Here is an 18,354-nt window from a genome sequence, read left to right on the forward strand (position 1 = left end):
CATGGCCCTGCGCAAAGAAGCGCGTGAGGTCAGCGCAATGTTCCGGGAGGGGACGCGTCTAGCAGATGATGGCCGCGACCCCCGAGTAGGTGATGATCGTGCTGCGGCATGGTCGGAGCCAAGGAACCATGCCTGGCTGGTCCGTGAGCTAACCACCGAGACGATTCCGTTTCAGGGTGAGCTTAGCACCTACAACGCCACGGGCCTTTTGTATTCATCCAACGGGATTGTGTCTGGTCCCTCATATCTGCCGCCGACGATGTCCTCTCGAGGATCGGAAGGCTATGTGGGGAAACTTCGATGGTTCTTTCCGGGGCTGTACGACACAGCAATCTACTTCTGGCTTGTCGCGCTACACACGGGCTGGAACCTGGCGACCTTAGTCGGCATCGATGTATCGCGGGAAGAGACGTGGCGAGAAGTCCATCCCCATGCACCCGACCGGGTGTTGATGCATGCATGGAAGAAACGCGCGGATCGACACCAGCAAGTGATCTGCAATCCCAATGCCGAATTTCACCCTCCTTCCATCATCCAGATGCTCGTCCAACGGACCGCTCCCCTGCGTCGTACACTTGTTAGGCGTCTTGAGGCGCTCCGCGAGCAGTATGCCCAGAAACCGAGCCCTACTCTGGCGAGGCAAATCAACAATCTGGAAGAAGGTACGAAAAGCCCTTGGTTGTTTGTATCCCTTGGAAAAGGCGGTGAGATTGGCTGGTTCAGCTCGACGAAGACGGTATCAACACTGAATACATTCATTCGTGCTGTCGCTCTGAAGCACGGCCTGATCAGCGATCATCCCTATCTTGGGACAATCTCAACATCACAGGCGCGCGATGCCTGGATAAACTATACCCACATAACAACAGGAGATTCTATAGTTGCGCAGTATGCGGCTAACCATCGTAACTCGAGGAGCCTCCGCTACTACCTCGCTCGGCATCGCTATCAGCGCAGCAGTGAGAGCAAAGTCCGTGAGCTTCAGACATATGCATTCTCCGAAATCCAAGAGGGTAGACTTAATCCTACGCGGCTCAGAATACTCATAGAGACGGGGCGCTTTACGCAGGAACAGGCCAACTTGCTGAGCGATATCCGGAATCGGACGCGCCTCAACATGGGTTGCTTGGGCCCGTATGAACCCTCGAAAGGGGTCGATCCGAATCACGCGAAGGGGGTGCTATGCCGGGTGCAACGGTGCACGGGTTGTTCCCATGGGATCGTCTTCGAAGACAGCATGCAGCGCCTCGCCACCACGTTGGCTGACCTCCACCATGAAAGGTCAACGAGGCCGCTGGCGGCGTGGAAAGGCACCTCTCTTGAGGATGAAGAGCGATCGATTTCCGCGACCTTGCGGCAGTTCGATCCGGAGCGTGTGCGGCTCGCATACCACGCCCGTGAGCGCGCATTGCAGGCTGGAGAGGTGATGGTGTTCGATGGCTACCCTGTCTACTAGAGACGTCGCTGAAGACGGACTGAACGCGTGGAGGAATGGTCTCCTCGAGGCGACGGGTCACTTCAGCCAGCTGGCGAAATTGGACTGGCCCAAGCTGTGCGAGATCGAGCTATTTCCGGGATCCAGACTTGGCGACAGGATCATAGTCGTCCCGGAAAAATATCTCCCACCCGAAAATATGCGCCGGATCAGTTCGCGACAGCGTGACCCACTTCTCGGCGATGCGCTCGTTGCTGGCGTCCTATCTGATGCCGTCGCTTCACAACGCGAGGAGAGCATGCGTCGAGCCCTCCTGGTGCTTGGGCTCCCGCATGATGGCAAGAGAGGCGACCAAGGCTTGGGGCCTTCAAGCTGGCTTACGACCACTGGGATAATCTTGCGGACCATCAAGCATCTGTTTGCAATGGCACCGCCTTCCCTAGGCAACATCTGGCAACTAGAGAAGCACCTTCCCGCGTCTATTCCGCTCATCTCAAGATGTGAGCGGACACGGGCTAATATCAACACGATCTTCAGGCGTTTACGGCTTGGCGCAGGGCGCGGGTTGATACCTGACCTTGCCAAAATCCAATACCCTCCCAAGCTCCAGGTAAACGCGATTGAGGGAAGTCACAAGGAAAAGAGCGATAATCAACAGACAGCACCCCAAATCAGTTCGCGATCGAAATCTACCGACGAACAAAAACACTTCGACGATAGATTCGTCGTATCCATAATACGCCGCGCAAAATGGATATTCGAGAACACTGCTGAACAATTAATCGCGTGCTGGCTATTATTAGAACAGCTCGAAAATAACTATCCTGAGCTGACCGACGAGCAGCTAAAGCTGCGAAAGAATAGGTTTATCTCTGACTTCCGATGGAAAAGGGACACTTTTCAGAAGATGCCGTTCCTAATCAAGCAGAGAATAAATCGCCAGAGCTACGAGTTCTCTGATCAATGGCCGCCCCCTAACCTAAGCTCGCTCCTTCTGATCATTGGGGTGATTCAAGCTCTTTCGTTCACACTTGACGCATTCTGCACTGCAGCTCGCCACAATGAGATTGCTGGCGCCGAGCACAACACCGCCTCCATTGCGAAAGACCGGATGCGGGGTGTTCTACGGAAGACAGAGCGAGCTTTTGGAGGACGGGCACGAGACTGGCCACTGCATCCCCTAGCTACCAGAGCACTGGATCTGCAGGAAAAGCTCGCCTCCGTCATCAGACCGGAAGGCCAAAGCCACCTTTGGGTGCAGCTCCAGGACCACAAGGGCAGTGGGAGAGGTGGTCCTATGGCCAACATGCGGAGCCAATGGTCGCCGCAGTCGAACACCTGGGTCTCGAGGGTGTTTGCAACGGGCGTCCTCACGCTCATCGCTGGCGACATACACTGGTGCGGCTGGTGGCCTTGGCAATAGTCCAGTCCATGCAGGTACTCCAGGACTTGCTTGGCCACGACAATCTCGAAGCACTGCTTCACTATCTGCTTTCTGTCGAGGACCTCGTTGGGGAAGTGATGAAGGTTGCGGAAGAGGCATCCCAGTTGCTGGTCAGGACTGCGGTCGAAGACACCGTTCAGGGCCTGGCCGGCGGCGGAGCTGCGCAGCCGCTTCGTGATGGGCTCACTGAAATGGAGATGCGCCGGGGAATTGACGTCCTGGGCACCGACAATATTGATGAAGCCGTGCGTATTCTTTCCGGGCGCGGTTTGCAGTGCACACTCGTCCGTCCTGGTGTACTTTGCACGAAAGCGCCCGGACAGTTTGGCCGGTGCACGAAAGGGCGCGGACTTCCAGACACCGGGTCTTGCCGCTCGACCTGCGAAAGTCGGCTCGAACTCGCCTCCGCCCGCATCGAATGTCGCGATCAAATCGTCGGTTTGCTGCGCGAGTATGCTGAGGTGTCGGAGATGCCTCTTGCCTCCCAGCACATTCGAGGGAAGATCCTCGCCAATCTCCACAGGTGGCCAGATGTTCGCGACGAATTCCTAGCTTCCAGCTCTATAGCGGCTGAAATCTGGAGCAACCGACGCTGACTGAGCGGCCAAATAAATCCCGCGGGGCATCCGCACCGACGAAGGGCGCGCAACGTATCCATCGGGTATTCGTGCCTGTCGCGCCATCGGAGCTTCCAGCACTGAGAGGATTCGATGGGCACTGAGGAGGATTTTGGCCGAGGTGAAGCAGCACAGTGGCACCTATCCATTCTCTGCCGGCGCACCAAAGATCGCGGATGTCCTAAAGCGAGCCGGACTCAGCGAGCGCTTTCTCGAGAAGAAGGGTGGCAACCTCCTCCGCGAAAGGCAGAAGGCACACCATAAGAAGCTGATAAAACGCGTTCTCCGCCGGGTGAAGTCCGGCCGCTATTTTCCTATTAAGGACCGTGGTGGACAACAGCATACTGAGCGTTTCGGCGATTGGTCGGCGATAAGTGCGCAACTTGTGGGCATCAAGCAGGCCTGGGTCGAAGCCGAGCTTGAACATATCGAGGCCCACAACCGTGTCGTCGAGCTTGAGAACCTCGCGAATGACTTGCGCGCCGAGAACGATCGGCTGCTTGGGCTACTGACGGACGCAGGCATCCACTTTCTGAGCTAGCGACGCTCATCCATCCTGCAGATCCGCGCAGGTCACTGTACTCCCACCTTCGCCACTCCTGCCGTCCCCACTCGCCTATCAAGCGATGGTGTCAACCGAGATCCATATCCCCGATGCGATCGCGAGTAGTTTCGCGAGTAGGAAGAGCGCAAAGCCTTTCCGCGCCTGGCTTCCAGCACCTGCCTATGAATGGAATACAGGGTCGACAAGAGGGTGTAGCTGAGGCTGGCTTAGCCTCTCGTCGTCCGTGAGACGGTAGCGACCAGTGACGGGGCGAGGTCGGTCGGTTGCTCAACCTCTCCCCGTCATCCCCGCGAAAGCGAGGATCCTTGAGGGTCGGAAAGCATCCCGTCGTCCCTGCGACGGAGCGACAGATGACGGGCGGCGGTCTTTCGCTCGACCTCTCCCCGTCATCCCCGCGAAAGCGGGGATCCAGCGATCGGCCGGGGATGATCATCGTCGCCTGGCACCGTCTTGCCGTCCCACCGAGGTCGCTCCCGCGGACAGTTGGATCCCCGCTTTCGCGGGGATGACGATCTGAGGGGGGTGGAGTGGGGTCGGCCCTTGCAGCGTCCCGATCCTGACGCCGCCTGTCACTGCGTGAAGATGCACTGGGCAACCCCGGCACAGCGGCCTCTTGCGCCCCCATGATCGAAAGACCGCCCGCTTCGAACTCCTCCAAGGCAACTGGTCGGCCAAACCATGCCCAGGAACCTGCTGATCGCCTTCGACGCGGCCCGAGCACATGAGCTCGGCTCCCAGATCTGGCACTTCGGCGAGGATCTCTACCGGACGCTGGAGAAATCCGGCTTTGCTTCGGTCTCCCTCGAAGAGGTCGATGCCGTTCGGGATCGGCTCGTGGTCACAGTGCGCTCGAAGCAGCATGTCCGGCGCACGATCGCGCTGATCGGTGAGGTGCTCGACCGACATTTTCTGGCGAGCTTCGCAGTGGTCGGCGAAGTGGAAGATTAGGCTGCCGCCGATTGGACCAATAGCGAGCAGATATGCGAGGTTGCATGGTGGGCGTATGCCCAACTCTCCCATGGAACCGCCGCACATGTCGGAACTCGTCGAAACGCTGAAACGCTTCAACCGGAAGGAGCGGAACTGGCTGGTCAGGGATGCCCTCGGCGAAGGCGCCGAGAAGCTGTCCCCAAGCTTTCGAAACAGGCTCAACGAGAGTATCCGCCCCATCAAGAACGACATCAATGTCCCCGACGACGCGTGGTGGTGCACCGACTTTCATATCGACTGGCTGATCGGCGCACTGACGATGCTGCAATCCCCGACCACCGACAATCATGTCGTCGGCGTTGCGCCTTTCGAGAAGCCGCCGAGCAAGGAGCGGATGATCGTCACGGGCAACCAGCAGGATATCGATCTTGTCGTCGCCTGGGGCACGACGCTGGTTCTGATCGAGGCCAAAGGCGTCGGATCCTGGAAGGGTAGTGGCACGACCGGCAAGCTGCAGCGTCTTTCGGCCTTGCCGGGCACGCTGTTCGAGGGGATCGAGCCGTACCTGATCTTCTGCTCACCAGAAGACAATGGGCCTACCGACGGCCTGCCTACCTGGACGAAGAACGATCAACGGCGGCTTCATATCAAGCTGGAGCCGCCCCCATGCAACGGGCCACGGCTTCGCGTCGAACGGTGTGGCACGAAGAACGGCAAGCTGAGGCCGGACGCGAACGGGACGGGTTGGCGGATCCTGGCCACGAAGTAGCACCGGCGTCTTCCCGATCCACCGCCTCGATTTCGAGGCGATTGACCATGGACGGGGCGACATCCCTTGCTGCCTTCGTCGCCCCCTCGTCAGGATCGCCGCCGAATCCGAAATCCGGCGGCGCCCCTTGATCCCCACCTCACATGAGCCTAAATTCCATCTCATCTGAGACGGAAGGATCCCCCATGCACGCGCTGTCAGGCGTCGCCGAGGTGCTCGGCCTTCCCTCGCGCAAGCACGACCCCTCCCCCTTCGCCCTGATGGCGCAAATCGAAAAAGGGTTGGCGGTCGAGGCGCTGGACCGGGTGGCGGCGTTGCTGGCGCCGGGCGACAGCGGCTTTCGGTTCGACATCGTGCCGCGGGCGACGCTGGCGCGGCGCAAGGCGGGGGGGCTGCTGTCGGCGGACGAGGGCACGCGCGTCGCGCGGCTCGCCCGGGTCTGGAGCCTCGCGCTCGACGTCTGGGAGACGCCGGAGGCGGCGCGCGGGTTCCTGTTCCGGCCGCATGCGATGCTGGAGGACGGCCGGCCGGTCGACGTGGTGATCCGCAGCGAGATCGGCGCCGAACTGGTGCTCGGCCTTCTCGGGCGCCTGAAATACGGCACGGCCGCTTGATCGCGCAGGTTCTCGACCGGACCCTGACCGCCTTTCGCATCGGCGACCCGCGCGGCGCCTATCCGATCTTCGACGCGACCGGATCCACCATCGCGCCCGGCCGCTGGAACACCGCCGGCAGCCCGGTCATCTACGCCAGCCTGCAGTATTCCACCGCGCTGCTCGAAAAACTCGTGCACGGCAGCGGGCAGCTGCCGCCGCACCAGCACTACGTGACGATCACGCTCCCCGTGGGCCTCACCTACGAGGTTGTCTCCGAACCGGCCCTGCCCGGTTGGGACGCCATGCCGGCGACGGTCAGCCAGGCGTTCGGGGAGCGCTGGGCGACGGAGGCGCGCAGCGCGATTCTGCTGGTGCCGAGCGTCGTCACCCGTATCGAGCAGAACGTGCTGATCAATCCACGCCATCCGCAGTTTTCGAAGATCACGGCGGACCTGCACCGACCGGTCTATTGGGACCGGCGGCTGTTTCCGGGGTGATGCGGGTGGCGGTCCGGTTCCGGCGCCATACTCCCCGGACAAGCGTTCGGACTCGTGTCCAGTGCAGGAGGCCAACCGGCAGCGAACGAAGCTCGAGCTTGCCGGCGCCTCGGCTTTTCCTCGCCCTTCGGGACAGGCGCTCCGCGCCTTCCTCGGGATGAGCGAAAAGGACAACCGTCTGACGTATAATGAGAAACTCTCGTAGGCCTCATCCTGAGGAGGCCCGGAAAGGGCCGTCTCGAAGGGCGCGGCCGGGTGCGACGACCGGTGCCGTTAGCCGATCCGGACAGGCGTGGGCGACCGCAGCGTGCCCGACAGCGAAACCCGCCCCGGCCTCACGCGTCCCAAAACGCCTCGGGCCAGACCAACAGCAGCACTACCCCGGTCACCTGCACCACCACGATCGCGATCAGCATTCCCCGGAACGGCTGCTTGCGCGTCTTGTGCCGCAGCAGCTGCTGCGCAAGCAGCGCGCCGAGGCTGCCGCCGAGGGCGGCGAGGAGGAGCAGGCGGCGTTCGGGGATGCGGCGGAGGCCGGTGCCGGCGCGGCGCTTGTCGATGGCGAAGCTGAGGTAGGTGACGAGGTTCAGCGCCAGCAGCGCGGCGCTCCAGCCGATCACGGTCATGTCCGCCCGCCCCTTTTGGTGAGTCGTCACGGCAGCTTACGAGGCGGTTCTCGACAAAGGGTTGCGGCATGCGCGGCCGAGCGCGGGCTTTGTGCCGGGGCGTGCGACCGTCGGCCCGGTTCCGTGTGGCCTTCGTCGATGGTCTCCGCCTGCGCAGACCATGACGGCGTGCAAGATCCGGCTGGCAGATCGTTCCGCAAACTGTTGAAATCGCGGCTGATATCGCCCTTTGGTCCTCCTTTTGGTAATCGTCATGGTCCGCGCCGGCGGACCATCCACGAGGCGCAGGGAGCGGCGGTTCCGGCGTGCGAACCGGGCTGGTCCTTGCGTGCCCATCGTCCGACTTTTCCGCGGCCGTCGTGAAGCGGCTGCATTCGCGGAGCGTGGCGGGAGCAGCAGAGACAACCCGGAGCCCGTTGCCCAGACGCAAAAAAGGCCCGGACATGCCGGGCCTTTCGTTCGCCGAACCATGCCGCCGTCAGGCGGCCGGTGAATTCACTTGCCGATCTTCGCGAACACGCCTTCGTAGGGCTTGGCGAGATCCTTGGAGAGGTCGACGTAAAGCTCGGTCATCTTGGTCGCCTGGGAGACGGCGCCCTCGTAGGACTTCTTGACGAACTCGGTCTGGAGCTCGATGGCCGCCTCGACGGACTTGACGCCCATCAGCTTCTCGAAATGCTTGGTCGTCTCTTCGGCCGACTTCTTCGAATAGTCGGTCGCTTCGGTGGCGATCGTCTGCAGGCTCTTCGAGAGCAGGTCAGCCGACTTCATCGCCGCGTCGATATTCTCTTTCAGGATCTTCTGGACGTCTTCGTAGCCGGTGGCCATGGCTCTTCCCCTGGTGTCTCGAGTGCACGGATGCGTCATGCCGGGCGGCAGCGCGGCGCCGCGGCGAACCCCACAGCGACGGTCCCGTTCGTGACTTACCCGCGTCGAACCGGAACCAGTGCCTGAAATATATGCATTGCACCATCATCCCGTCAAGGAATTTTGTGCAGCGCACAATACGCAGTTCACCGATCGCCAACCGGTCGGAAGCGCGCGGCGGGAAAGCGGGGCCGGCGGAAAGCCGCAGGAAAATTCTCTGTTTCCCCATCGAGACATAGGCCCGAATCGCGGCAAGGCGCGCGCCGCTCTTTACTGAATTGTAACTTCGTTAGGCGAGCCTCGTCTTCACGTTTCGCATCCGCACCATCTCCGCCGACCGTCGGAGGCGTGGCGCCCGGTCCGCCGGGCGCGCGGGCGGACCCGTGTACCCGAGTTCATGAGGACGAGCCTGTGCTTCGTAATCGTCTCTCCATCGCCGCCCGTGCCCACTCCGCCCTGCGCGCAGTTCGGGCCCTCGCCGCCGGCCTGACGATCGGCATCGGTGTCATGGCCGCCGCGGCCCAGCCCGCAGCCGCCGATTCCAAGTATGCCGCGATCGTCGTCGACATCACGACCGGCAAGGTGCTGTACGAGGCCTCCGCCAACGAGCGGCGCTATCCGGCGTCGCTCACCAAGATGATGACGCTCTATGTGCTGTTCGAGGAACTGGAGCGCGGCCGCTTCACCCTCGACAGCCGGCTGAAGATCTCGTCCAACGCCGCCGCCGAGCCGCCCTCGAAGATCGGGCTGAAACCCGGCTCGACGATCCGCGTCGAGGACGCGATCAAGGCGCTGGTGACGAAGTCGGCCAACGACATCGCCACGGCGATCGGCGAGAACGTCGCCGGCTCGCAGCGCGCCTTCGCCGACCGCATGACCCGTACCGCGCGGGCGATCGGCATGCGCGGCTCGCAGTTCCGCAACGCGCACGGCCTGCCGAACGACAGCCAGTTCACCACGGCACGCGACATGATGACCCTCGGCGTCGCGCTGCAGGTGCGGTTCCCGCGCTACTACGAATACTTCAAGACGCGCTCGTTCACCCTCAACGGCCGCACCTACGGCAACCACAACCGGTTGCTCGGCAAGGTCGAGGGCGTCGATGGCATCAAGACCGGCTTCATCCGCGCCTCGGGCTTCAACCTCGTCTCGTCGGTGAAGCGCGGCGACCGCAAGGTGGTGGCCGTGGTCATGGGCGGCGCCAGCGCCGCCTCCCGCGATGCCCACATGCGTGAGCTGATCGAGACCTACCTGCCGAAGGCCAGCCGTGGCCGCGGCATCGAGGAGCGCCTGGTCGCCGCCGCGGTGCAGACCCGCGCGCCCGTCGCCGCCAAGGAGATGGCGATCCCGGTCGTCACGGCGACGCAGGCCGTCGCCGCCCTCGCCCCGACGCCGCGCCAGCGCCCGCTGATGCCGTCGCAGGAGATCGTCACCGCCTCGATCATGCCGGCGACGCCGCGCATCTCGCGGCAGCAGCCGGTCACGCCGCTCACTGCGCCGATGCCGACCTCGCTTGCCGACGCGACGCTGCCGAGTTCGGCGGTCGAAGCCTTCGCCGACGTCGGCGAGGGCGATGCCGAGATCGCCGACGACGGCCTGCCCGTCCCGGTGCCGATGCCGGCCGCCTCGATCCCCCAGGGCGTCGAAGTCGCCATGCTGACGCCGACGACGCCGCAGGCGACCCGCCCGGCCGTCACCGGCGGCTGGCAGGTGCAGATCGGCGCGGTCGACAGCGAGCGCTCGGCGATGGCGCTGCTGCGCAAGGCGCAGGAGCGGGTCGGCAATGCGCTGATCGGCGCGAGCCCGACCACCGAGATGTTCACCAAGGGCAACTCGACCTTCGTGCGCGCCCGCTTCGCCGGCTTCCGCGACGCCGATGCCGCCGCCCGCGCCTGCGACGCGCTGAAGAAGAAGGATTTCAACTGCTACGCCGTCCGGCTCTGACCCTCGGACGGACACGCGGCCGGACGCCTCGGCGCCCGGCCGCCCCATCGGTCAGTGTTCTCGCTTGTCAGTATGTGCGTCTCGCGGAGTTCAGCGATGTTTGGAGAGCAGCCGGTCCTTGGCCTCATTGATCCGGGCCGCGAGAAAAGTGGAGCCGCCCTGATCCGGATGGACGCGCTTCATCAGGCGGCGATGGGCGGAACGGATTTCAGCTTCGTCGGCCCCCTTCGCAAGTCCAAGGATCTGGTACGCCTCCTCTTCGCTCATGGGGCCCGCGCGCGCCGGGCGACCATGCCGCGCTGCCGGGTCCATCTCGAAGTCTTCACGCCAGCGGGGAAGCCGGCGGTCAAGATAAGTTTCTAGCAGCGCAAGGCTTTCCGGATCGGGCGCCACCTCGCCGTAGAGCCGCTGCAACTCCGCCGCGCCGAGCGATGCGAGCGCCCTGCCCTCGAAGCTGCCCGCCAGCACCTTGCCCGAGATCGCGCCGGTGTCGTGGTCGAGCTCCATCTCGAAGGCCGCCGAGCGGACCATGGAGCGGTGCCCGGGCTTCGGCGTGCCGCGCGCGCCGCCCAGCCCCCCGAAGAGACCCCCGCCGAACAGACTGCCGCGCGTCAGGGCGCGGTAGACCGGAATCCCGACCATCAGCATCGTCATGGCGAGCGCGGCGCGGCCGCTGAGCAGCAGCCCGGCGAAGACGACGGCCGCCGCGGCGATCGCGAGCCATGGGCCCTTGCCGAGGATTGCCGACGGCGAGGCATTGGCGAACCATTTCAGCGCGAACCAGCCGAGGATCAGCGCGGCGAAGATCCCGAGTAAGGTCGTCATCTCGGCACCATGTCGCGCTCTTTCCTTCCCAAAGCCGCCGTGGCGGTGCTTGCGCGGACCGACCGGTCCGGACGCCGTTCTGTGCGGCATGGCCGCCAAGTAAAGCGGCTTCAGCGCATCTGTTCAAGCAGCAGCCGGGCGGCCGGGTCGCCGTCGCCGAGGGCGGCGAGCGCCGTTCGCCCGCCCGCCGCATAGGCTGCGACGGCGCGCAGCAGGCGGGCGAGATCGTTGGCCGCGCCGGTGCCGAACGGGCACCAGGCGCCGCCGGTCAGCCGGGCGATCTCGCGGAAGGCGGCCCGCGCCGCCGCATCGCCGCCCTCCTGGAACATGAAGGCCTTGACCCCGGCGAGCGCCAGCTTGCCGGCCCGGGCGGCGAGATCGTCGACCCGTTCCTCCATCGCGTCGCCGACATAGACCAGCGCCGCGACGCGGGCCTCGGTGCTCGCCCGCTCGACGTGGCCGAGCACCTTGCCGATCTGGGTGTGGCCGCCGCGACAGTCGATCTTGCTCATCAGTGCCGACAGCGTGCGGGCGTCGCCGACGAAGCGGCTGGCGCGGCACTCGTCGAAGCCGCGGAAATAGACGAGCTGGATGTCGAGCCCGCCGATGCGGCCGGCCTCCTCGAACATGCCGGCCTGCAGCTGCACTGCGCGGTCCCAGGTCGGCTGGCGGCTCATGGTGGCGTCGAGCGCGAAGACGAGGCGGCCGCGGACGCCGGGCGTCTGTTGCGGCGGGGCCATGCTGCGGGTGGCCGCGACGAAGGCGTCGATCTCGGACGCGGAGGAGCGCGCCGGCACGGCATCGCCGGCTTCGCTGCGCAGGGCGGCGTCGATCGTCGATCCGGGCTTCGTCTCCACCGGCTTACCAGCCATGCCGTCCTCCTCGTTACGAGACTAGATGGCGCGTGGAGGGGGGTGGGGCAAGCGGTGGGGTGTGGATGGGGGCGGGGAATTGGCTGGTCGGCCGAGGGAGCGGCGAGGCTGCGGCCCACTCATCCGGCCTTCGGCCACCTTCTCCCACGAGGGGAGAAGGGAATTTAGGCAATGCAGCGGATTCACAAGAAAGCTGTCGGCCGCTGCGGTGCAGCATTTTTTCCTTCTCCCCTCGCGGGAGAAGGTGCCCGAAGGGCGGATGAGGGGGCGCGGCGACGCCGAAAACCGCCCGCCCCCTCCCCGGCTCACAGCGGAATGTTGTCGTGCTTCTTCCAGGGCCCCTCGACGTGCTTGTCGCGCAGGAGGCGGAGGGCGCGGGAGACGCGCTTGCGGGTCGAGTGCGGGAAGATCACCTCGTCGATGTAGCCGCGTTCGGCGGCGACGAAGGGGTTCGCAAAACGCTTCTCGTATTCCTTGATGCGTGCGGCGATCTTCTCCGGGTCGCCGAGCTCGGAGCGGTAGAGGATTTCGGCGGCGCCCTTGGCGCCCATCACCGCGATCTCGGCGGTCGGCCAGGCGTAGTTGATGTCGCCGCCGATGTGCTTCGACGCCATGACGTCGTAGGCGCCACCGTAGGCCTTGCGGGTGATGACCGTGACCTTCGGCACCGTCGCCTCGGAGAAGGCGAACAGCAGCTTCGCGCCGTGCTTGATCAGGCCGCCGTACTCCTGCGCCGTGCCCGGCAGGAAGCCGGGGACGTCGACGAAGGTGACGATCGGAATGCCGAAGCAGTCGCAGAAGCGCACGAAGCGGGCGGCCTTGCGGCTGGCGTCGCTGTCGAGCACGCCGGCGAGCATCATCGGCTGGTTGGCGACGAAGCCGACGGTGCGGCCCTCGATGCGGCCGAAACCGGTGATGATGTTCTTCGCATGGGTCGCCTGGATCTCGAAGAAGTCGCTTTCGTCGACCGTCTTCAGGATCAGCTCCTTCATGTCGTAGGGCTTGTTCGGATTGTCGGGGATCAGCCGGTCGAGCGACATGTCGAGCCGGTCGGCGTCGTCGTAGAGCGCGAGCTCGGGCGCCTCGACCTGGTTGTTCGCCGGCAGGAAGTCGATCAGGCGGCGCATTTCGAGCAGCGCCTCGACGTCGTTCTCGAAGGCACCGTCGGCGATCGAGGACTTCACGGTGTGCACCGAGGCACCGCCGAGCTGCTCGTGCGTCACGGTCTCGTTGGTGACGGTCTTCACCACGTCCGGGCCGGTCACGTACATGTAGGACGTGTCGCGGACCATGAAGATGAAGTCGGTCATCGCCGGGGAATAGACGTCGCCGCCGGCGCAGGGGCCCATGATCAGCGAGATCTGCGGGATGACGCCCGACGCCTGCACGTTGCGCTGGAACACCTCGCCGTAGCCGGCGAGCGCCGCGACGCCCTCCTGGATGCGGGCGCCGCCGGCGTCGAACAGGCCGATGATCGGGGCGCGGTTCTTCAGCGCCATGTCCTGGATCTTGACCATCTTCTGGGCGTGCGTCTCGGAGAGCGAGCCGCCGAAGACGGTGAAATCCTTCGAGAAGACGAAGACGACGCGGCCGTTGACCGTGCCCCAGCCGGTGACGACGCCGTCGCCGGCGATCTTGGTCTCGCCCATGCCGAAGTCGACGCTGCGGTGTTCGACGAACATGTCGAACTCCTCGAAGCTGCCCTCGTCGAGAAGCACGCCGATGCGCTCGCGCGCCGTCAGCTTGCCCTTGGCGTGCTGGGCGTCGATGCGCCGCTGCCCGCCGCCGACGCGTGCGGTCTCACGGCGGCGTTCCAGTTCGTCCAGCACGTCCTTCATCGCGTCACCCCGTCCAGCGCAGCCCCTGAAACCGGGGACCTGTCCCGGCTTAACGTCGCCTGCGGTTCTAGACAATGATCAACGGCGCCGCACCCTAGCCGATAGGCGGGGCCGGTGGCCCCAGGGGACGATCAGCCGTCGCCGGCGGCGAGCAGGGCGGCGGTCAGCAGGTCGATGCGGCGCCCGGCGCGGCGGGCAACCGCCTCGTCGTCCATGCCCCAGAGTTCGGCGTTCCAGTCTTCGTCGAGCTGGGACAGTGCAAAGGCGTCTTCCGCTGCCAGCCGGCCCTCGATGACGGCGACGCCGAGCAGCACCGAGCCCATGACGGTCGTCATCTGGTGCAGGGCGGCGAGGCGGAACGGCTCGCGCGGCACCGCGGCGAGCACCGCCGGCACCACGGCCGGATCCTGCTCCACCGGCATCACGCCGGCGGCGAGGCGGAAGCGGACGCCGAAGCGGGCTTCGGCCCAGGCGACCACCGGGTCCCAGCCCTCCGTCTGGCGGGCGACGAGGCGCTCGGGCGCCTCGGCGCGGTAGAACAGCAGGTCGGAGCCGGCGTATTTCGCGACGTCCGCCGCCACGGCCTCGGCCTCGGCTGCGACGCCGTCGATGGCGGAGTTGACGAGGCGGGTCAGCGGCATGGCGGCCGGATCGATGTGCGTGCCCTGCGCCGCCCACTCCCCGACGAGGGCGTCGGCGACGGCGCGCGACGGCACGGCGAGAAAATTGCGCGCCGGGGTGCGCACCGGGCGGCCGTCGAGCAGCACGGTGAAGCCCGCATCGCCCTCCCCGGCCGTGACCTCCTTGTAGAATCGCTTCGGCAGTTCGCGGCGCATGTTCTGCCGCGCCTTCTGGATCGGATCGACGACGGCGGTCGTCGCGAGGTCTTCGAGGATGTCACGCATCGGGATCAGCTTTCGGCAATTGGCGGTGCGGGCGGGGGCCGCGTCAGCGCGGCGCCGCTTCGGCGAAGAGGCGATCGAAGGCCGGGACCAGTTCCTCGAAGTGGCCGATCACCGGATCGGCGCCGACGGCGACGAGTTGCGCCGGGCGGTGGTAGCCCCAGGCAACGCCGATCGCGCGGGCGCCGGCCGCGCGGGCCATCTCGACGTCATAGGTGGTGTCGCCGACGACGACCGTCGCGGCGACGTCGCCGCCGAGTTCGGCGACGGCATCGAGCACCATCGCCGGGTGCGGCTTCGACGGGGCGTCGTCGGCCGTCTTCAGCACGGCGAAGAACTGCGTCAGGCCATGCGTCGCGAGGATCGCGTCAAGGCCGCGGCGCGACTTGCCGGTGGCGACGCCGAGCAGCACGTCGTCACGGGCGGCGAGCGCCTCCAGCACCGCGCGGGTGCCGGGGAACAGCGGCTCGAGATGCTCGGGCTGCTGGCGCAGGGCGTGGAACGCGGTCTTGTAGGCCGCGACCAGCCGGTCGATCGAGGTGCCGTGGCCGGCGGCGAGGCGGCCGATTGCGATCGGCAGCGACAGGCCGACGATCGACAGGATCTCTGCGCGCGACGGCGGCTTCAGCCCCGCGGAGCCGAAGGCGGCCGTCATCGCCGTCACGATGACGTTCTGGCTATCGACGAGGGTGCCGTCGCAATCGAAGAGAACGATCCGCATGGGCCATCAGGTAGACGAAGCGACGGCGGCAGAGAAGCGGAAAATTGGCAGATCCACGGCCCGCGCGGCGGTTCACCGGGCGGACCGGGACGATCGAAGTTCGGGGGGCGGCGGGTGACCGCCCCCTGCCCGGCCGAACAATCACCACCTCGTGACTTGAAAGGATACCTACCGGTTGGTATCTTTATTTGCAGACGCAGTTGCCCCCGGCGCCCTTCCGCGCGGTGGCCGTTCCCTGCATCGTCACGACAGGACCCTGACCCCATGCACCCGCTCGCCCTCGCCTACGGCGCCCTCGGCCTTTCGATCGCCGCTGAAATCGCCGGCACCACCTTCCTCATGAAGTCGGAACAGTTCAGCCGGCTGGCGCCGACGGTCGCCTGCGCGCTGTTCTACGTGGTGTCGTTCTACTTCCTGTCGCACGCGCTGAAGACGCTGCCGCTCGGCCTCGCCTATGCGATCTGGGGCGGTCTCGGCATCGTAGTGACGGGGCTGATCGGGCTGTTCGTGTTCCGGCAGGTGCCGGATCTCGCCGCGATTGTCGGCATCGGCCTGATCCTTGCCGGCGTCATCGTGGTCAACGCCTTTTCGCGCACGGTCGCACACTGATATCAAGGCCCGACGCGCGCCCCAGCCGGGGCCGGAGCCGAGGCCCGATGAGTACCGCCCATACCCGTCCGAAACAGCCCGAACTGGTGCGCCGCGCCCTGCTCGACTGCGCGGCGCGGCTCGCGGCCGAGCAGGGTCTCGCCGGGCTGACCGTGCAGGCGGTGGCGGACGCCGCCGGCGTCACCAAGGGCGGCTTCTTCCATCATTTCCCGAGCAAGCAGGCGCTGATCGACGCGGTGTTCGCCGACCTCGTGGCGCATTTCGACGGTGAGGTCGAAGCGTTGATGGCGGCGGACCCGGAGCCGTTCGGCCGCTTCACCCGCGCCTATGTCGAGGCGACGTTCCGCGAGCGGCTGCTCGGGCGGGCGGCGCCGAGCACGATCATGTCGCTGTCGATGCTCGCCGACCCGGAGTTGCGGCTGGTCTGGTCGCGCTGGTTCGAGGGGCGCATGGCGCAGCATGCCGAGACCGACGCCAGCCCGGTGCTGGAGATCGCCCGCCTCGCCGCCGACGGGCTCTGCCTCAACGGCCTGCTCAGCCTCGACAGCACCGTGATCGCCGACATCGAGGCGCTCAGGGCGGAACTCGCCGCCCTCACCCGGCCGCGCTGACGGCACTCAGGGTGCGTCGATGCGGCGGATGAAGGCGCCGAAGGCACGCGGGCCGTCGCCGACGGCGACCTCGGCCACGATCTCGAGCGACGCGGAATCGATCGCGAACAGCACGTTGTCGAACCAGCTCGCGACGTAGATCAGGCTGCCGTCACGGCTCGCCGCGATGCCTTCGGGAAAGCCTGGCGTGTCGAGGGTTTCGATCGGCTCCAGCGTCGCGAGGTCGAACACCGTCACGGTGTCGGCATGTTGGTCGGTGACGAAGCCGCGGCCGTTGGCGAGCGCGACGCCATAGGGCGTGCTGCCGACCTTGATGCGGCCGGTCTCGCGGTTGGCGACGAGGTCGACCACCGAGACGTCGTTGGTCGCGACATTGGCAACGAACGCGCGCGGCTGCTCGGGATCGAGGGCAACGGCAAACGGCCGTTCGCCGACGGCGATCGTCGCGGAGACGGTGAGGGTTGCCGTGTCGATCAGCGAGATGGCGTTGGAATCGCGGTCGCAGGAGACGAGCAGGCTGCCATCGGCGCTGACGGCGAGCCCGGACGGCGATTCGCCGGTCGCAACCTCGCCGACGATGGCGAGCGCCTCGGTGTCGACGGCGAAGATCTTGTGGCGATACCAGTCGGCGACATAGGCGCGGCGACCGTCGGGCGAGAGCGCGAGGCCGAGCGGTCCGTCGCCGACCTGGAGGCGGGCCAGCACGCTGCGCGCCGCGGTGTCGATCACCGTCAGCGTCTTCGATTCCGGGCTGGTGACGTAGGCGCGGCTGCCATCGGCCGAGACGGCGACGCCGGCGGGCTTGCCGCCGATCGGGATCGTCGCGGCGACGGTCATCGTCTCGAGATCGACGACCGAGAGGTCGTCGCTGCCCTGGTTGGTGACGAAGGCCTCGTCAGCCCGCGCCGGCGACCCCGGGATCGCCGCCAGCAGAGCCGAAACAAAAAGGGCGGCGCCGAATGACGCCGCCCTGCGGTGTGCCGACATCGGTCAGCTGCCGCTCTCGACCTTGGTCTTCAGCGCTTCGAGACCCGCCTTGTAGATGCCGGTGACGGCGGCGATGGCGGCCTCGTCGTTCAGCTCGGGCGGGGGATCGTTGTTCATGTAGCCGCGGTAGAAGGCGCCGCGCCACTCGACGGTGGACTTGTCGCCATCGGCTTTCACCAGCAGCGTCGACGAGTAGTTGTTCACCGGCAGGAACGCGACCACGTCGTTGGTGATGCGGTAGAAGTAGGACATCTTGGCCGCGTCGTACTTCTCGAGCGATTCCTCGAGCACGTTGCCATCGGCCAGCGTCAGCGCGCGCGTGGCGACGTTCGGCTCGTTCTCACCCTGGCCGGTGGACGAGGCGACGGCGGGATGCCAGCTCATGTCCTGGAAATTGCCGATCACCGCCCAGACCTTGTCGGCCGGCGCGTTGATCTCGATGGTCTCCGTCACCTTCTGGCGGGTCGGGCCATGCGCCTCGGCGGCGAGCGGCGCGAAGGCCACGAGACCGGCCAATGCAGCCGCGAACAGCATCTTCATCCGCGTTTCCTCCTACGGAAAGCATTACAAAAAGTTCATGGAAAAGCGGGGCTTAGCGTCCCGACGTCATTGTTCGGACGGGAAGAATTACCCCCGACCGCGCCGCGGCGCAACCACGCGGGACGCCACGGGGCATGAGGTCGCACCAAAGGAGGGGGG

At 65.6% G+C, this 18,354-nt stretch carries 20 protein-coding genes; 11 read left to right on the forward strand and 9 right to left on the reverse strand.

Features of this window, described 5'->3' with window-relative positions:
* The first annotated feature begins 1 nt into the window (after nt 1).
* The 8 genes from I5731_RS19530 to I5731_RS19565 all read left to right on the forward strand — a co-directional run bounded on the left by I5731_RS19530 (nt 2) and on the right by I5731_RS19565 (nt 6,853).
* On the forward strand, nt 2-1,456 hold the full coding sequence (locus tag I5731_RS19530; protein WP_197313082.1) for a hypothetical protein: 1,455 nt from the start codon (nt 2-4) through the stop codon (nt 1,454-1,456).
* Nucleotides 1,437-2,858 carry a hypothetical protein gene (locus I5731_RS19535; RefSeq protein WP_197313083.1) on the forward strand — a complete coding sequence of 474 codons (1,422 nt, stop codon included), beginning with the start codon at nt 1,437-1,439 and terminating at the stop codon, nt 2,856-2,858. Before I5731_RS19530 ends, I5731_RS19535 begins: the two co-directional genes overlap by 20 nt.
* Nucleotides 2,859-2,866: 8 nt before the next feature.
* The gene (locus tag I5731_RS19540; protein WP_197313084.1) at nt 2,867-3,475 is read left to right on the forward strand and encodes a hypothetical protein; all 609 of its coding nucleotides are present in this window, start codon (nt 2,867-2,869) and stop codon (nt 3,473-3,475) included.
* A 133-nt stretch (nt 3,476-3,608) separates the two neighbouring features.
* Entirely contained in the window at nt 3,609-4,037 is a 429-nt protein-coding gene (locus I5731_RS19545; protein ID WP_197313085.1) for a hypothetical protein, read from the forward strand.
* Between the two features lie 702 nt (nt 4,038-4,739).
* Nucleotides 4,740-5,009 (forward strand): hypothetical protein, encoded by a 270-nt coding sequence (locus I5731_RS19550; RefSeq protein ID WP_197313086.1) that lies wholly within the window; start codon nt 4,740-4,742, stop codon nt 5,007-5,009.
* An 85-nt stretch (nt 5,010-5,094) separates the two neighbouring features.
* Complete coding sequence (locus I5731_RS19555) at nt 5,095-5,760, forward strand: hypothetical protein (protein ID WP_197313087.1); 666 nt, start codon at nt 5,095-5,097, stop codon at nt 5,758-5,760.
* 185 nt (nt 5,761-5,945) lie between these two features.
* A complete protein-coding gene (locus I5731_RS19560) occupies nt 5,946-6,374 on the forward strand; it encodes an antitoxin Xre/MbcA/ParS toxin-binding domain-containing protein (protein WP_197313088.1) in 429 nt (142 codons plus the stop codon).
* The gene (locus tag I5731_RS19565) at nt 6,371-6,853 is read left to right on the forward strand and encodes an RES family NAD+ phosphorylase (RefSeq protein WP_197313089.1); all 483 of its coding nucleotides are present in this window, start codon (nt 6,371-6,373) and stop codon (nt 6,851-6,853) included. Before I5731_RS19560 ends, I5731_RS19565 begins: the two co-directional genes overlap by 4 nt.
* 335 nt (nt 6,854-7,188) lie before the next feature.
* On the opposite strand, the gene I5731_RS19570 is transcribed toward I5731_RS19565, so the two are convergent.
* Together I5731_RS19570 and I5731_RS19575 are read right to left on the reverse strand one after the other, a co-directional pair.
* The gene (locus I5731_RS19570; protein ID WP_197313090.1) at nt 7,189-7,479 is read right to left on the reverse strand and encodes a DUF1294 domain-containing protein; all 291 of its coding nucleotides are present in this window, start codon (nt 7,477-7,479) and stop codon (nt 7,189-7,191) included.
* Between the two features lie 495 nt (nt 7,480-7,974).
* A complete protein-coding gene (locus tag I5731_RS19575; protein WP_197313091.1) occupies nt 7,975-8,307 on the reverse strand; it encodes a phasin family protein in 333 nt (110 codons plus the stop codon).
* A gap of 450 nt (nt 8,308-8,757) precedes the next feature.
* On the opposite strand from I5731_RS19575, the gene I5731_RS19580 reads away from it, so the two are divergent.
* Entirely contained in the window at nt 8,758-10,290 is a 1,533-nt protein-coding gene (locus I5731_RS19580) for a serine hydrolase (protein ID WP_328839265.1), read from the forward strand.
* A 90-nt stretch (nt 10,291-10,380) separates the two neighbouring features.
* On the opposite strand, the gene I5731_RS19585 is transcribed toward I5731_RS19580, so the two are convergent.
* The 5 genes from I5731_RS19585 to I5731_RS19605 all read right to left on the reverse strand — a co-directional run bounded on the left by I5731_RS19585 (nt 10,381) and on the right by I5731_RS19605 (nt 15,448).
* Nucleotides 10,381-11,115 (reverse strand): DnaJ domain-containing protein, encoded by a 735-nt coding sequence (locus I5731_RS19585; RefSeq protein WP_197313092.1) that lies wholly within the window; start codon nt 11,113-11,115, stop codon nt 10,381-10,383.
* Nucleotides 11,116-11,225: 110 nt separating this feature from the next.
* Nucleotides 11,226-11,987: a VWA domain-containing protein gene (locus I5731_RS19590; protein ID WP_197313093.1), complete on the reverse strand. Its 762-nt coding sequence runs from the start codon at nt 11,985-11,987 to the stop codon at nt 11,226-11,228.
* Nucleotides 11,988-12,292: 305 nt separating this feature from the next.
* Nucleotides 12,293-13,825 (reverse strand): acyl-CoA carboxylase subunit beta, encoded by a 1,533-nt coding sequence (locus I5731_RS19595; protein WP_197313094.1) that lies wholly within the window; start codon nt 13,823-13,825, stop codon nt 12,293-12,295.
* A gap of 131 nt (nt 13,826-13,956) precedes the next feature.
* Nucleotides 13,957-14,730 carry an ATP12 family chaperone protein gene (locus I5731_RS19600; RefSeq protein ID WP_197313095.1) on the reverse strand — a complete coding sequence of 258 codons (774 nt, stop codon included), beginning with the start codon at nt 14,728-14,730 and terminating at the stop codon, nt 13,957-13,959.
* Nucleotides 14,731-14,773: 43 nt separating this feature from the next.
* Nucleotides 14,774-15,448 carry an HAD-IA family hydrolase gene (locus tag I5731_RS19605; protein ID WP_197313096.1) on the reverse strand — a complete coding sequence of 225 codons (675 nt, stop codon included), beginning with the start codon at nt 15,446-15,448 and terminating at the stop codon, nt 14,774-14,776.
* 264 nt (nt 15,449-15,712) lie between these two features.
* Between I5731_RS19605 and I5731_RS19610 the strand changes: the two genes are divergently transcribed.
* The gene (locus tag I5731_RS19610) at nt 15,713-16,057 is read left to right on the forward strand and encodes a DMT family transporter (RefSeq protein ID WP_197313097.1); all 345 of its coding nucleotides are present in this window, start codon (nt 15,713-15,715) and stop codon (nt 16,055-16,057) included.
* A 47-nt stretch (nt 16,058-16,104) separates the two neighbouring features.
* Complete coding sequence (locus tag I5731_RS19615; RefSeq protein ID WP_197313098.1) at nt 16,105-16,668, forward strand: TetR/AcrR family transcriptional regulator; 564 nt, start codon at nt 16,105-16,107, stop codon at nt 16,666-16,668.
* Between the two features lie 6 nt (nt 16,669-16,674).
* Here I5731_RS19615 and I5731_RS19620 read toward each other — a convergent pair whose 3' ends face one another.
* Nucleotides 16,675-17,655 carry a YVTN family beta-propeller repeat protein gene (locus I5731_RS19620; protein ID WP_197313099.1) on the reverse strand — a complete coding sequence of 327 codons (981 nt, stop codon included), beginning with the start codon at nt 17,653-17,655 and terminating at the stop codon, nt 16,675-16,677.
* Between the two features lie 3 nt (nt 17,656-17,658).
* Nucleotides 17,659-18,195, reverse strand: a complete 537-nt coding sequence (locus I5731_RS19625) for an SRPBCC family protein (protein ID WP_197313100.1) — start codon at nt 18,193-18,195, stop codon at nt 17,659-17,661.
* Between the last annotated feature and the right edge of the window lie 159 nt (nt 18,196-18,354).

Origin of the sequence: Methylobrevis albus, from assembly GCF_015904235.1 — a bacterium.
GTDB classification, from domain to species: Bacteria; Pseudomonadota; Alphaproteobacteria; order Rhizobiales; family Pleomorphomonadaceae; genus Methylobrevis_A; species Methylobrevis_A albus.

Excerpts from the sequence above, each read along its gene's own strand:
- I5731_RS19560 (WP_197313088.1), top strand. The coding sequence starts at position 5,946 with ATGCACGCGCTGTCAGGCGTCGCCGAGGTGCTCGGCCTTCCCTCGCGC.
- I5731_RS19530 (WP_197313082.1), top strand. The coding sequence starts at position 2 with ATGGCCCTGCGCAAAGAAGCGCGTGAGGTCAGCGCAATGTTCCGGGAG.
- I5731_RS19535 (WP_197313083.1), top strand. The coding sequence starts at position 1,437 with ATGGCTACCCTGTCTACTAGAGACGTCGCTGAAGACGGACTGAACGCG.
- I5731_RS19585 (WP_197313092.1), bottom strand. The coding sequence starts at position 11,115 with ATGACGACCTTACTCGGGATCTTCGCCGCGCTGATCCTCGGCTGGTTC.
- I5731_RS19540 (WP_197313084.1), top strand. The coding sequence starts at position 2,867 with ATGCAGGTACTCCAGGACTTGCTTGGCCACGACAATCTCGAAGCACTG.
- I5731_RS19550 (WP_197313086.1), top strand. The coding sequence starts at position 4,740 with ATGCCCAGGAACCTGCTGATCGCCTTCGACGCGGCCCGAGCACATGAG.
- I5731_RS19620 (WP_197313099.1), bottom strand. The coding sequence starts at position 17,655 with ATGTCGGCACACCGCAGGGCGGCGTCATTCGGCGCCGCCCTTTTTGTT.
- I5731_RS19570 (WP_197313090.1), bottom strand. The coding sequence starts at position 7,479 with ATGACCGTGATCGGCTGGAGCGCCGCGCTGCTGGCGCTGAACCTCGTC.
- I5731_RS19555 (WP_197313087.1), top strand. The coding sequence starts at position 5,095 with ATGTCGGAACTCGTCGAAACGCTGAAACGCTTCAACCGGAAGGAGCGG.
- I5731_RS19575 (WP_197313091.1), bottom strand. The coding sequence starts at position 8,307 with ATGGCCACCGGCTACGAAGACGTCCAGAAGATCCTGAAAGAGAATATC.
- I5731_RS19595 (WP_197313094.1), bottom strand. The coding sequence starts at position 13,825 with ATGAAGGACGTGCTGGACGAACTGGAACGCCGCCGTGAGACCGCACGC.
- I5731_RS19615 (WP_197313098.1), top strand. The coding sequence starts at position 16,105 with ATGAGTACCGCCCATACCCGTCCGAAACAGCCCGAACTGGTGCGCCGC.
- I5731_RS19610 (WP_197313097.1), top strand. The coding sequence starts at position 15,713 with ATGCACCCGCTCGCCCTCGCCTACGGCGCCCTCGGCCTTTCGATCGCC.
- I5731_RS19625 (WP_197313100.1), bottom strand. The coding sequence starts at position 18,195 with ATGAAGATGCTGTTCGCGGCTGCATTGGCCGGTCTCGTGGCCTTCGCG.
- I5731_RS19590 (WP_197313093.1), bottom strand. The coding sequence starts at position 11,987 with ATGGCTGGTAAGCCGGTGGAGACGAAGCCCGGATCGACGATCGACGCC.
- I5731_RS19600 (WP_197313095.1), bottom strand. The coding sequence starts at position 14,730 with ATGCGTGACATCCTCGAAGACCTCGCGACGACCGCCGTCGTCGATCCG.
- I5731_RS19605 (WP_197313096.1), bottom strand. The coding sequence starts at position 15,448 with ATGCGGATCGTTCTCTTCGATTGCGACGGCACCCTCGTCGATAGCCAG.